Genomic DNA, 14,484 nt, shown 5'->3' with positions numbered 1-14,484 from the left:
AAATAATTTATGAATCTCAATAATATTCTATGAGCCTGCAAGATTTGATCAATTGGTTTGGAGATAATCAGCCAGGCGTACTGGTGTACTTTGGGGTATTGCTGATCTTGTCACTGGCATTGATTACAATAGTTAACGCGAACAACTTTAATGTAATAAGGTATTTGCTGAGTGCAGTGGTCTATGCGGTGACCGTTCCCGGCATATTGTCCGCCATCGTCATACTGTACTCCCTGTTTATTCTGAAAACCAATCTTTTGGCTGTAAACATAGTAGTCTATTTTGTTCCTGTTATTGCCATGATATTGGTGCTCGTCATTATTAACAAAAAAGTGGCCATGAAAAGAATACCAGGCTTTGGCAGGCTGTCAGGCTTGATGATCATGATAAGTGTGGCTTTTTCTATTGTATTTGTGTTACAAAAGACATATTTTGGGATTTTCTTATTTGGTGGGTTTGCCCAATTACTGGTGGTGTTTGCCATTTTATTTATAATACTGAAAGTGGCTTGGGCGCGGATCACAAAGTAAGAGTTTACAAGTGAGGAGATTAGTATGATAGGCGGCATTAATATAGTTATATGTTTTATTTGTTTTGCATATATTCTGAATTAATGTTTGCAACAAAAAAATGATTACCCGATAATAATCATAAAAATTGATATAAATTTACCCTCTAGACCTTCACCCAGACCAGAGCTTAATTTAGTAACTCAGCAAATATATTTTTAAATGGCTAACGACAAATTTAACTGGAAAAGTCTCTTCATCAATGAAGAAGAACCTAAGGAAAGCAAACCTGAAAAAGAAGAATCAAGAGTGCGGACTCAACCCCAGTCGAATTCTTCACAGGAATCCAGTAAATCAGGCACAAAATTCCCGGAGCATGCCCCTAAGAGTGATTCTGTCGACAAAAGCATTCTTGACACAATAGTAGAGATGTACGAGGCAGGTTTTGATTCATTAAACAGGCCAGGCTACGACTTCTATGAATTTTTCAAGGCCATCAAAGCCGTGGGATCCAATGAACCGCAGGTCTATAAGATGGCATTAACCATGGCTCAGGGTGTTGATAACAAAGTAAATAAGGATACGCTGCTTACACAGGCAAATTTCTATATTAATGAAATAGAGAAAGTGCATAAGCAATACCAGGCTCAGGGAAATACAAAGAAAACCGAGTTGCAAAATACACAGGCTACCCAGAAAGAAAACCTGACGACGGAGATCACTGCATTGGAAAAACAACTGATGGAAATCCAGAATAAGATCAGCGCAAGGAGAAATGAACTGCAGTCTCTTGATGCCAACCTCATGGCAGAGGTTGAGGAAATAGATCAGAAGATCATTGCAAACGACAAGGCCAGAACAAAGATTCTGGAAACAATTACTACCGTGGTAGATGGCATTAAAAATCACATATAAGTATAATTAAATGGATCTTAAAGAATCAAAAAGCCATGTTTTAGATCTTCCGATTCTAAAACATTTCGACGATGAGAAGGGAGAGGTCTCCTTAAATCCCAAAAACTGGAGGAACGGGGAGAAGACGTTAAATTTGATGCTTAAAATAGCATTATTTGCAGGGTTGGGTTACGCTGCATGGGTGTATATATTACCGCCTTTGTTTACTGCATTAGGTCAGGTCATTGCTCTTGCAGGAGTGGCCGTATTCCTTATTTTCTTTGTGATGATGCTACCGGTAATATTCAAAGGGTTGAGAAGGGCAACCAGGGCTATTCACAAATCGCTGATCAGGCACGACCCTTTTGGTGAATTGCAGGAGCAGAAAGCCAAAATGTTGCAAAACAGAAAAGTTTTTAAAGACTCAAAAGCCAAGATAAAGGCCCTGAAAAATACTATGGAGGCAGAGGCCTTCAAGGCAGAAAAAGAAGCGAAGGATTTCCAGGATCACGTGGTGAACCTGCAAAAGCAGGCACAGAAGATCAGAAGTGAAATGGAGCGGATCGTGGCCGAGAAAGGCAATGCCGGTAAGGATACTGACGAATATGTAGAGCTACACAGTGCACTGGCTAAAAAGCTGTCGGAATCACAAAGGATATCGCACCAACTGGAGCAGAGCAAAAGCTTTGTACAGAAATACGGAAGCCGGGCCAATGTGATGGGTAAACTGGATAGAAAACTGACTCTGGCCGGTACAGCAATAGATATCAAAATATCAGATTTTGAGGTAACCATTAAAATGCTGGAAAAGGAATATGAGTTTGCCAAAACAGCTAAAGCGGCCACCGATGGTGCCAAGTCAGCCATGCTATTCACCAAAGACTGGGAGCTGGAATATGCCCTGGATGTGGTAACTGAAACCATAGCTATTGATATAGCCAAAACCCAGGAGAACCTTTCAGATATTGATATGCTTACTTCCAAATATGATGTGGACAGTGATGAGCTCTACTCTCAGCTGGATACGCTGGCAGATAAGATAAAAACAGGCCAGGATTATGTGCCTGAATCTAAAAAATACAATAATCCGAATTACAAACTTACGCAGGAAGACAAACTTGCCGGTGGCGGGTTCGGAAACATGTTTGATTAATTATTAATACTACAATTTACAATGGGAAAAATTTTACGAACGTCGAAACTTACAACATTATCAGAACTGATAATTGTAATTGTTGTGCTGGGAGGTATTTTAAGTGCCGTATACTACTATTCTCCCGGGCTTCGGGTAAGTGAATCGAAGCAACTTGACCAGCTTAATCTCAATAAAGAAGAGGTCGACAATGTTACCACCGCAGAAAAAATACCTTTGCCGGATACAGACCTGTCAGGGGAGGTTAAAGATAAACCGCTTGTGAGAATAGCTGCTTATGCCTGGAACGCTCAGTCAGGTATTATTGTAGCCAACGGAGGCCCTAAGACGACCGAGGGCTCTTTGATGGAGAAAAACGGGGTGAACCTCGAAATCATTCGTCAGGACTGGTTATCTGAGCTTCGGAATATGCAGATGAAGTTCATCGAAGAGTTCGACAGAGGAGAGGAATTTCCTGATGCTGATAAGAGTGCATTTGCCATTATGATGATGGGTGACGGTGCTCCCTTTTATATCAGTACGATGCAACAGGCCTTAGATGATAAATTTGGAAAAGACAAATACCATGTACAGGTTGTGGGTGCTGTAGGACTTAGCTATGGTGAAGATAAACTGATAGGGCCCCCCAGCTGGAAAGTTGACCCTAAAAGCATGAAAGGGGCACTTATTTCGGCAGTGCTTGGCGATGGTGACTGGGTAACGGCAGTTAACTATGCATTTGCCAACGGCCTTAAAGTTAACCCCGACGTTAGCACCTATGATCCGGAAGCGGTTAACTTCTATCCATCTCAGGATGATGACTACATCAAATCGGCCGAAGAGCTTATCAAGTCTCAGAAATCAGGCTGGACAGTTCCTTTAAAAGAGGTAAAGAACGGAAAACTTACCGGTCAGGTAATTAACAAAAAAATAGATGGCTGTGCTACATGGACACCAGGTGATAAGAAGGTGTTTGATGAGATAAGCGGTGTAACAGACATTGTTTCTACCCGCGAGTTTAATAACCAGATGGCGACCACTGTTATTGCAGTAAAAGAGTGGGCAGTGAAACACCCTGAGATTGTAAGTAATATTCTGAAGTCAGCTTTGACTGCATCTAACCAGATGAAGCAGTATGATGAGTGGAGAGTGAGGGCTTCTGAAGCCATAGCTGCTACTTATGACCTGGAAACACCAAAGTACTGGTACGATATGTTCAAAGGTATGAAAGGTAATAAAAATGGCATTGAGTACAACATGGGTGGATCAAGAGTATTTAATTACGCAGATGTAATGCAATACTATGGTATTACCGATGGTACCAACAGGTACAAGGCAGTATATAACCAGGTTTCTTCTTACCTCACCGAGTTGAACCCGTTTGGCTTCAATGAGTCCGTAAAAAGAGTGGTACCGTATGATGAGGCCGTTAACCTGTACTTCATAAAGAACATCAATGATATCGATGCTGGATCGGCTTATAAGGCAGATTACTCTAAAACAGCAGACAAAGTAATGGCTTCGGGTGAGTGGAATATCAATTTCGATACAGGTAGTGATCATATTTCATCATCTTCGGCACAAACTCTTGAAACAATCTATAACCTGCTTATTCAGGCTGAGGATACAAAACTGAAGCTGGAAGGGCATACGGATGATACCGGTTCTGCTGAGTCTAATTATGATCTTTCTCAAAAAAGAGCACAGTCCGTGGTTAACTTCCTGAGAGGTAAAGGCATACCACAATCTCGTTTTCAGTCTGTAATAGGAAAGGGAGAGGATGAACCTATAGAAAGTAACTCTAGTGCTGCCGGAAGGGCTAAAAACAGACGTGTGGTTATTACATTGTTGAACTAACCAGTATGTTTTAATTAATTGGGCTATCTCAAACCTGGCAAAATAATGTCCCGGCTTTGGAGATAGCCTTCTTTTTTTACAGGAGTAAAATGAAGGAAATTTTCAAACCATTTGAGAAGGTTGGCAGGAATAGCCAGCTTTTAATAGTTGCCTCGTGGGTAATAGCTGTTTTAGCATTCTGGTTCATTTCAAGTATGGGAGAGAGGCATCTGTTCCCTTCCCCGAAGCAGGTTTTGACAGGATTTACAGAGCTATATAACGAAGGGCTGGTAGTACACATCGGGAGCTCTCTGTGGCTTTGTTTGGTAGCCATTATCATAGCGGTTACCATTTCATTGATCCTCACCTATTTATCAACCATCCCGTTGGTAACCCCCATAGCCAATGCTTTGAGTAAATTGAGGTATTTGCCACTTACAGGTATCACATTTTACCTGGCCATCCTTATCAGTGATGCCAGAACCATGCAGGTATGGGTACTGGTAGTGTTTATGAGCACATACCTTACTACTTCACTTTTGAGCATGGTGAGTGCCATAGCGCAGGAAGAATTTGACCACGCCCGTTCATTGCAATGCAACCGGTGGGAAGTGCTCTGGGAAGTAGTAGTTAAGGGAAGGATCGATTATGTTATTGAAGTGATCAGGCAAAACCTTGCTATTGTATGGATGATGCTGGTGACCGTGGAGTCTATACTGGTGGCAGCCGGCGGGCTTGGGTTTTTGATCAAAAACTCTGACAAGTTTATGAACCATGGCCGTATTATCGCCTTGCAAATCGTAATACTGGTAGTAGGTCTTTCCATTGACTTCATACTCAACTACCTCAGGAAAACATTTTTCAGATATTCTAAAATATAAGTTGTATGGCGTATAGCATGCAAAACACTTTACTGTATGTTGAAAACCTCAGCGTAGCATATGGTGAGAAAACGGTTATAAAAGATATAAACTTTGTTGAGAAAGATGTAGTCAGAAAAGATAATGTAACGGGGCAGGTTATTGCAGTGGTAGGACGTTCCGGCAGAGGGAAGTCCACCCTGTTCAGGGCACTTACAGGTCTGATTAAACCCACGACCGGTAAAATACTTATAGCTGATACAACAACAGACTCTGAAAATGATGCTAAAGAAGTTGAGGAAGGTGATATCGGTTTTGTAGATCAGAGATATACCTTGTTTAGAAATAAGACTGTCTACCAGTCGCTTATGTTTGCCCTGAGGTTGAAGGAAAACATGACCAAAGAGCAAAAGCATGATAAAATCATGACCTATCTTTCCGAGTGGGGCCTTATAAAAGTGAAAGACCAATACCCCTGTGAGCTTTCCGGTGGGCAGCGTCAGCGGACAGCGATTATTGAGCAGATATTTTGCTCAGGGCATTACATGGTTTTGGATGAGCCGTTCTCAGGACTTGATGTAGGTAACATTGAAGACGTGAAAAATGCTTTTAGTCTGATCACATCCATGCATGAATTCAATACTATTATTTACTCTACACACGATATAGAGCTGGCAGTGGAGCTTGCCGACAGCATATATGTCATAGGCTACCCGACGATTGAGGGTAAGCATGCTGAATATGGAACCATCGTAAAGCATATTGATATGAAAGAACTCAACCTCGCCTGGAAGGACTTTGGTATGGATCATATTGAAGTAGTGAAACAGATCAAAGCTGTGATGATGCAATCTTAATTTTTTAACATAATTAATTAAACTAACAATCAGTGAAAAACTCTTTTAAGCTGCTGGCTATTTTGATGGCAGGTGCGGTTTCTATTGTAAAAGGGCAGGATAGCCTTAAAAATAACCAATTGACTATCAGTAGCTATGTAGATGCATATTCTGCAACTCATAATACCCAGTCGCCTCAGCAAGACTTTCAGCCTTATACCGCTGTTGGTGCACGCGACAATTCATTGGGAGTAAACATAGCTCAGATAGGTCTTAATTTTGAAAATGATCATATCCGCAGTGAGGTTATCTTTCATGCCGGCGATATACCGCTGGCAACGTGGAGCAGTGATTATCAATATTTGCAGGCTGCCAATGTGGGCATGAAACTTAGCGAAGGCCTCTGGCTTGATGCCGGTTTTTTCTCTACTCACCTTGGTACAGAAAGTTTCCTTCCCAAAAATAATAACCTTAGTTCAATTGCTGTATTAACTTACAACGAGCCTTTTTATCAATCGGGAGCTAAACTAAGCTGGGATGTTTCTGAAACATGGTACGTAGAAGGCTGGGTACTTAACGGGTATCATAGCTTTGTTGATAACAACGACTCCAAATCTGTTGGGGTACTTGTAAATTATAATATTTCAGATAATACGTCCATTACATATACCAACCTGTATGGGCGTGAAAATGATGATGATTTTCCCCTGAAACAACGAAGGTTCTATCAAAACGTTTACCTTGACCAGAATTGGAATGACCAGGTGTTTTTAACCATAGGCCTGGATTATGCTACTCAAACCAACTCAGATATCGATAATATTGAAGATCCCGCTGGCTTATTTGGTGGTCTCATTACAGCCCGTTACCAGTTCAGTCCTAAATGGTCAGTAACAGGAAGAGGAGAACTGATCAATGATGAAAGTGGCTTTGTAACCGGTTTGATACCTGATACTGACGGGGGGCAAAAGGGACTGGAACTGTTCGGCGTAACTATGGGTACAGAATACAGGCCGGTTGAGCAGGCTTATCTCCGGGCCGAATTCCGTTACCTTGAGGCAAAAGATAACCTTGAACTCTTCTTCGACGGCGAGCCTACTAATAGCAGGGTAGAGTTTCTGATAACTTTGGGATTTGAAATGGAAAAGGTGTTTGGGTTTTGAGCACCAATAAACACTTAATACATAGAAAGAGCCAACCTGTTTAATCCCCGGGTTGGCTCTTTTAATTTTATGAATTGGTAAGCTTTATAGCTCCCAGCTACCAAGTCCGACCATCTGGCTATCCCCGGGCAAGCCTCTACGGCTTCCGTCTTATGTGCTAAATAGATAATAAAGCCCTAATAATCAGGGAATACCCCAATAATTAAAACCAGTATTTCCCTGATGTGTTTGCTTAAAAAATTTCAGAATTTATTGAAATCATTAAACATTGTCTATCATGAAAACTACGGCTTTAATCTATTCAGGAACTGAAGAACTTCTTCAGGGAAATGTATACTTCAATTTAAAGGAAATTCTGCTTTATATTTTCCATCGGTATGTTTACCGTACTATATACCGTTTTACGATACTGCTAACCTTTGTTTTCAAACCAGGAAGCAAACGCAACCGGGTTACCATAAAAAATGAAATGCCCTGGTTTAATTATTGTATTGCATCTATGGACAAAACTATAGACAATATCAGCACCTTTAATAATACTTCAAACCACCAGAAAATGGAATACCTTAATTTACGTCAGATGACAGATGCAATAGTCAGAAAGAGAAAACGAATTGCGGACATGATAGGGGTTGAGATTGAGGTGTCCATTAAAAATGAACACTTTATCTATGTCAATAAAGAGCTTTTGGAGGTGGTTATCAGGAATATCCTTGATAATGCTATCCAGTATTCAGATGATAAAAAGCGAAAAAGGATTATTTACCTGAGCGCTGTCGAAAGCTGGGAGCATTTATACATCAGTATAAAAGACAATGGCATTGGTATCCCTGATAAAGAGTTAAATAAGATATTCAGAATGTTTTATAAAGTGGTTCCCACGTCCCCGGGTCTTGGGGCAGGGCTGTTTCTTGCCAGGAAGGCTATTGAAAAACTTAATGGCAGTATTGACGTGATCTCTTCCGCAGGGCTGGGGTCAGAGTTTCAAATCTACTTACCCTCGGCATTTTCCGTGCTACAATCCAGAAGGAAAATTTATATGCAAAAAGGCAACAAATAGTTAAAGCTTATAATAATACATCTAACAAATACTTATTCACAGTAGGCGGACACATATCCCGTCTATAGAAGCCTTGGGCCTTGAAAGCTTCTGATATCCGCTCAGAGGCGGCATTTTCCCTTTTCAATATGGGGGTTTTTCCCCTACAATCTCAGTGGTAAGCTTTGTAATTTGGGGTATTGAAAAAATAAAACAAAACCTAAACCCGATCATGAAAATCTATAGTTGGTAAAGCAGGTTTTTCACGATCAGATGCCCCATAGATTGAAATCGCTATACTCCATAATAAAAAATCTTTCAGATAAGGAAGCCCGGGCTTTTCAGCGGTTATTTCTGTCTAAGAAAAGAGGCGGTGAGAATAAGAAAAGACAATTATTTGAAGCTGCTCTCAAAAGTAAAAGACATACCGATTTCAGACAGTTTGTGAGGGCGCAGAAGTATTCCAGGCAGAATTACTACCAGCTAAGCAAAAGGCTGCGTGAGAGCCTGTATGATTTTCTGTTATCATTTCATCAGACAAAAAGAGATGGTGATCGCTTCTGTGAGGAGATGACCTGTCATAAGAAACTATACTGTGTTAAAATCCTTTTGGACAGAGGTATGGAAGATCATGCCCGCCAAATGCTGGAAGAGGTGCTCATCATATCGGAGAAAGAGCATTTGACCGTTATTCACTATGAGGCAATTGATCTGCAGAACAGATATTTTCCATTTGAAGCCCCATCTGCACACACCACGTGTGGCTACATCAAAAGTCTGAATAGCGACCTGAGCATCAACGAATATCTAAAACAATATCTTATTGAATCAGTAATGAAAGATCATAATAGTGACCATGGGTTACGCGGTAGCCTGATCCAATTCATAATTAAAGAGCAACTTCCGGTTTCTGACGTCAGCTTTATCCGGGAATTACATGAGATAAATGGTTTGTTTCATCAGCGTCTTTTTGAAGTGGCCAGTCTGAGGCTGAAATCTCTGTTTGAAAAGCTGTCGGAATCGTCCGACCCTAATGGAGTTTGTCTTGGACTTACCAGCCTTGAGTTGGCCAAAGCTTCAGTTTGTACCAGAAGTTTCGACGAAGCTTCCGGATTTCTCATAATAGCTGAAAAGTACTTGGAACACACACAGCTATGGCAATCAATTATCTATGAACTCAAGTATATTATAGCGCTGCGGACATTTAATACCAAAGAGCAAAACAGGCTTCTCCATGAAGTGAAGCAAACTTTAGTTACCTATGATAAGGAAGTATTTGAGGGTAAATGGGGCTACTACACTGCATATTACTATTACCAGAAAGGAGAGTTTAAAGAGGTCATAAAACTGGCCAATTCCAGAATAGCAAATACCATAAAGGACCAGCGAGAGCTTTTGATGCTCAAAATGCTTGAGCTGATCTGTATCTATCGCTTAAATGATCAGGATTGGTTTTTTTACAAATCGGAATGCCTCAGAAAGCAATTAAATGGAAAAATTGATAAATCTGACAGGCTCCAAATGTTCTTTTCTATTTTCAGAAAACCATTTGACAACTCTTCCGGTGAAAACCTGATGTTGAAAAAACTGAAAATGCTCGAAGATATATCGCCATGGCACCCGTTGAGCAAAGAATTATTAAGCTTCAGCGGTATACTCAGTTCGTTGATAACCGTGTTTGAACCCGAGCATTTGGTCGATAGCGAATAGTGTCATAAATCAAATTAGTTGCCAGGTGTAATAGTCTTGTAGTCAATTGCTTATATAAGTTTAGATCACTTGGCTTGGTTTACATATGGCCAATTTGTCCTTAGATGCCACTTGGTTTTTTTCGAACTTAATAACTAATAAAATATCCTGACAGAGCTGAGTATGAAAAACCACCTTATCATATGGACAGAGCAAGATAAGCGGATGGACGAATTCCCCTATTGGGGTGATATTATTCATAAACAATCTCCGCAGGCTGAAAAGTTTTTGCCGGAAGTCTCCGGACTCTTCAGGAAATACAATTTACCGGTGCTCTATAGTAAGGAATATAAGCCTCAATACAGGGCATGGACACCTGAAGAAGTTAAGAGTGGCCTTGCCAATATCTACCGGGTAATACTGAAGGAAGATAAAGGCATACCAGAATCCCTGATTGAGGAAATAAAGCTTATCCCTTATGTAAAGAAAGTGAGGCCCGTGGATATCGGCATAGCTGACCTGCCGCCCGTAGCTTCTTCTATGGGACTGGCCATGTTTGACCCGGCGGCGCAGATCTACATTAAACAGGCTCATGCTTTTACTACAGGAAACCCCGAGATAAAAATAGCTGTACTTGATACCGGGGTTGACACAAAGCACGAGGAAATTTCAGACGTGCTATTGCCCGGAATGGATTTCGTAAATATTCTGGATGGAGCGGAGAAGTTTGTAGGTGACTACCTGGGATACGATACAGACCCATACGACGACGTGGGACATGGCACCCATGTATGCGGAATATTATCAGCCAGAGGGCTGAAAATGGCTAAAGGTATTGCTCCATCATGTAAAGTAATACCCGTAAGAGTACTGGGCGCCCTTAAATCGGGTAATGGAGTGGTTGGGGCCGGACTGATAGACAACATTAATAATGGTATTAAATGGGCTGTTGACCAAAAAGTGGATGTTATTAATATGAGTCTTGGGATCAAACATGAAGGGGGTGGTCTGCCACATGCAGAAGTGATAGACTATGCTTTGCGCAAAGGTGTGACAATTGTTGCAGCATCCGGAAACGATGGCAGGCAGGACCGCTATTATCCGGGAGCATTAAAGGGTGTAATAGCAGTGGGTGCAGTAGATCAACAAAGTCAAATGGCGGCATTCTCCACCTATGGTTCCCATGTGTCCTTTGTGGCCCCCGGAGCTAACATCATCAGCTCTTATCCAAATAATAAATATTCAATGTCATCAGGCACATCACAGGCTTCGCCGTATGTAACGGGTGCTGTGGCACTGCTTAAGTCATTCGCATTGAAGTATGGCAGAGAGCTCAAGGATAACCAGGTAAAATATATCCTGAAAAATACGGCTGACAGATTTGACGGAGCCCTGAAAAATGTGAAAAGCGGCTATGGTCTGATCAACCTTCTGGATGCTTTTAAACTGCTAAAATATAAACTAAGTATTTAACCATTAAAACCAATATATCATGAGTACCAACATACTGGGATCAGCCAATTTCGAAAAGATATCTCTGGGCAACGGTTCTTCGCATATCCCTATTACGGCCAAGTTTCCCTTACTGGACATGGCCAGACCTCTTTGGGTTTCTGATTTCTCAGTTGAGCCCCCAAGAGTGAAAATAGACCCTTCCATGAAGGATATCGTGGAGAGAATAAGTAAATCGCTGGCAACCAAATCGCTGAAGTATAAATCCAGGCAACGAAAAGATTGGTCGCTGAAGGAGATAATGAAAGATACGGGAGCTAAAGGTAATGCCAAGTCCAAACTGGTGCGAGACGGTCATAGCGCTAGCATTTCCGACGTCAGTAAAATGCTCAATAGAAGTAGTATAGACCACACTACCAAATTCCTGCTGAGCAACGAAGCCCTATACGTCTATGCACTGAGCTTCGTTATCTATTATGAAAAAGTCAAGGATGCAGAAGGCATTAACGACCGGGTTATTACTTTGACTGAAAGTGAAATCAAACCCTTCTTTAATATCCTGCTGGCCAAGGCTACCATTGAACAGCGCCACTTAAGCCTGAGTGCAGAGCAGCGGAAAGAGATCTACCAGGCAGCTTCCAAAACCAATATATCTTATGTAAAAGGAATGCCTGCCGGAGCTATTTCCAAAATAATAGCAAAATATGTAGATAACGGAAGTATCCACGATCTGGTAGATAAATTCTTTGCTTCCGGTGAAATCGACCCTGCAAAAGGCACACCTCAGATCAGGCAGTTGATGGTGAGCTACCTCAACGAAATAGGTTTGATCATACCTGAAGGTGAAACAGATGATGATAACGATGATATCGACTTCAATGATATTACCGGGTTTGAAGAAGATGTTTTCGACAATGATAATCACAATCATGACGAAGATATAAATATGTCAAAGTCATAAACGGAAGTTAAAACAGATTACAAAAATCAATAACGATGGCAGATATTCTAGAAAAATATAGTGAATACTTAGCCCTTGCTTATACCAATGCATTGAAGCAGGCTAAAAATTCGGATGATCCGGTAACTAACGTTTACCAGAATGGCAGTCCATTTTCGTTTAACTACGTGGTGGATTATTTTGAAACAGCAGATGAACAGGGAATAGATGCTGAAAACATCCTTGCAGCCGGTACACTTTACTATCTCAAAACACTTGCCGACGATCTGGGAATACTTCGGGTCGCAGATGCTGTACTTATGCGATGGACATCTGGGATGCTTGATATTCCTCAGGGTAGCACAGCCTCCAAGCTTTACAGCTATTACAAACTCAGAGATGAGTACACCACCGTTGAGGAGCGTGGCATGTTCTATAAAATTGTATTGAATGTAGGCGATGGAGAGGTAATGGATGAAATGGCTGTTAACACTGATTTTACACCTCTATGGGATACATTAATGACAGAGTCAGTGAAATACATCGATAAATATGAGCAGAAGGACAGCAATTTTGCCTCTGTTTCCAAATCGGCTGTTTTCCAGGCCATAAAAGAGCTGCAATATAACCTTACCACCTATTCCAGCGGTATGGTTAAAGCCATTCTTCCCGAAATGTACAAGCAATTCGAGAAAGCAATTGCCATCATTGATGATGATGCGGTCAAAGCACAGCTAGGTTGGGGATACAGAAGATCCATGTGGAATGTAATCGAGCGTGTGAGCCAGGAAGAGTTCAACTATAAGCCTAATGTTTCTTCGATGCGTACGGCTGCTGTCAGCGGTCATAAAATATTTGCTGCAATTGCCGGATTTGATGAAGGACTTATGTCAGAATCAGCCTTTCAGGATTTTCTTCATAACGTAGAATCATTCATCATAGCCCAAAGCCAGCTTGGAGAGGGTGGCGGAGCGCCAGCCTATGGAGGCTCACAGTATGAGGAGGAGGACATTGAGGCTGAAATGAATGAGGAGTTTGGAGAAGATGAGTGGGATTTCTAATCAGATATAAACTTTGGTAAAAGTCATATAACATGCAGCAGACTAGTATTAATAATATAAAAGAAGCAGCAAAAGAGCAGGCGCGGAGTATATTGGCACAATCCGCTTCATTCAGACACATGCCATACGATGAGCAAAAGCAGATCTATCAGGATGTGATGAATGAACAAATGTCGCTGATGATGGGCAATGGTAACGGCCGCCTGTCCGGACAAATGAAAAAGAAAGGTGATTTTGTAGATAAATCATCAGACCTGCTCAATGATCAACGGCATGAAAAAGGTTTTGAAGAAGGTGTAGATTCCTTTGAAGACCTGGTCGATTCCGTAGATTTTCCGCAGTTTGTTAAAGACCTGCTGAAGTCTGTTTTTGATGCCAACATCAGTGTGATGAAAGCACAGACAGACGACTATATCCGGTTGATGAAAGAAGCTACGACCGGTCTGGCCAAATTTATTAAGCAAATCGATAATACTACCACATTTGCCTATCTCGCTGAAAACAATGGCGATGAGTTTGGGATCACTATGGAAGAAGATGGAGAAGGTGGACAAAAGATGGAACTCACCAACCCTCAGGGAGAAAAAGTGGATGTGGAAGACAATGAGGTCAAGGCCAAGATCATGGACGCCAAGATAAAAATGGCGCAGGAGCACCGTGCAGCACTCCGCGAGACTATACTCATGGGAGTGACCCGGTTGGTGGTCGAAAAAGGTGAGGTGGAAGCTGAGGTCAACTTTGAATTTAAAGGCAAACGGACAGTAGATAAAGGAGATAAAGCCGGTGTAAAAACGAGTAAATCTTCAGGGACATCGGCCGGTTTTAGTGGCGGTTTGATAGGCTCAATTTTTGGTGGTCCGCGTGCTGGGCATACGTCCAGTACAAGGCAAACCCAGTTCAGTGTTTCCACCACAAAAAGTACATCAGAAGATGAGCTGAAAGCCAAGTTGAGAGGGTTTGTGAAAATCCAGTTCAAAACGGATTATTTCAAACTTGACAATTTTGCTCAAATGTATGGTCCGGCATCACAGGAGGAGAAAGACGCAGCCGCGGCCAAACAATAGCCTTTAATG

The 14,484-nt window shown here is 41.5% G+C and carries 13 protein-coding genes; all 13 read left to right on the top strand.

Annotated features, from left to right (window positions below; all coding sequences use genetic code 11):
- The first annotated feature begins 29 nt into the window (after positions 1 to 29).
- Entirely contained in the window at positions 30 to 530 is a 501-nt protein-coding gene (locus LVD17_RS23575) for a hypothetical protein (RefSeq protein WP_233761962.1), read from the top strand.
- Positions 531 to 731: 201 nt separating this feature from the next.
- A complete protein-coding gene (locus LVD17_RS23570) occupies positions 732 to 1,424 on the top strand; it encodes an OmpH family outer membrane protein (RefSeq protein WP_233761960.1) in 693 nt (230 codons plus the stop codon).
- A 10-nt stretch (positions 1,425 to 1,434) separates the two neighbouring features.
- Complete coding sequence (locus tag LVD17_RS23565; protein WP_233761958.1) at positions 1,435 to 2,556, top strand: hypothetical protein; 1,122 nt, start codon at positions 1,435 to 1,437, stop codon at positions 2,554 to 2,556.
- Between the two features lie 21 nt (positions 2,557 to 2,577).
- Positions 2,578 to 4,392, top strand: a complete 1,815-nt coding sequence (locus LVD17_RS23560; protein WP_233761957.1) for an OmpA family protein — start codon at positions 2,578 to 2,580, stop codon at positions 4,390 to 4,392.
- A gap of 89 nt (positions 4,393 to 4,481) precedes the next feature.
- A complete protein-coding gene (locus tag LVD17_RS23555) occupies positions 4,482 to 5,252 on the top strand; it encodes an ABC transporter permease (RefSeq protein WP_233761955.1) in 771 nt (256 codons plus the stop codon).
- A gap of 5 nt (positions 5,253 to 5,257) precedes the next feature.
- Complete coding sequence (locus LVD17_RS23550) at positions 5,258 to 6,088, top strand: ATP-binding cassette domain-containing protein (protein WP_233761953.1); 831 nt, start codon at positions 5,258 to 5,260, stop codon at positions 6,086 to 6,088.
- Between the two features lie 32 nt (positions 6,089 to 6,120).
- Positions 6,121 to 7,230, top strand: coding sequence for an outer membrane beta-barrel protein (locus LVD17_RS23545; RefSeq protein WP_233761951.1), 1,110 nt, complete (start codon positions 6,121 to 6,123; stop codon positions 7,228 to 7,230).
- 277 nt (positions 7,231 to 7,507) lie between these two features.
- A complete protein-coding gene (locus tag LVD17_RS23540) occupies positions 7,508 to 8,290 on the top strand; it encodes a sensor histidine kinase (RefSeq protein WP_233761949.1) in 783 nt (260 codons plus the stop codon).
- A gap of 252 nt (positions 8,291 to 8,542) precedes the next feature.
- Complete coding sequence (locus LVD17_RS23535; RefSeq protein ID WP_233761947.1) at positions 8,543 to 9,979, top strand: hypothetical protein; 1,437 nt, start codon at positions 8,543 to 8,545, stop codon at positions 9,977 to 9,979.
- A 162-nt stretch (positions 9,980 to 10,141) separates the two neighbouring features.
- Positions 10,142 to 11,431 carry a S8 family peptidase gene (locus tag LVD17_RS23530; RefSeq protein ID WP_233761944.1) on the top strand — a complete coding sequence of 430 codons (1,290 nt, stop codon included), beginning with the start codon at positions 10,142 to 10,144 and terminating at the stop codon, positions 11,429 to 11,431.
- 19 nt (positions 11,432 to 11,450) lie between these two features.
- Positions 11,451 to 12,371, top strand: a complete 921-nt coding sequence (locus LVD17_RS23525) for a hypothetical protein (RefSeq protein ID WP_233761942.1) — start codon at positions 11,451 to 11,453, stop codon at positions 12,369 to 12,371.
- Positions 12,372 to 12,406: 35 nt separating this feature from the next.
- Positions 12,407 to 13,411, top strand: coding sequence for a hypothetical protein (locus tag LVD17_RS23520; RefSeq protein ID WP_233761940.1), 1,005 nt, complete (start codon positions 12,407 to 12,409; stop codon positions 13,409 to 13,411).
- Positions 13,412 to 13,443: 32 nt separating this feature from the next.
- On the top strand, positions 13,444 to 14,475 hold the full coding sequence (locus LVD17_RS23515; protein ID WP_233761938.1) for a hypothetical protein: 1,032 nt from the start codon (positions 13,444 to 13,446) through the stop codon (positions 14,473 to 14,475).
- Positions 14,476 to 14,484: the final 9 nt, after the last annotated feature.

Origin of the sequence: Fulvivirga ulvae (assembly GCF_021389975.1) — a bacterium.
Taxonomy (GTDB): Bacteria; Bacteroidota; Bacteroidia; order Cytophagales; family Cyclobacteriaceae; genus Fulvivirga; species Fulvivirga ulvae.
The sequence above is the reverse complement of the archived record's forward strand: the minus strand, read 5'-3'. Positions and strand labels throughout refer to the sequence as shown.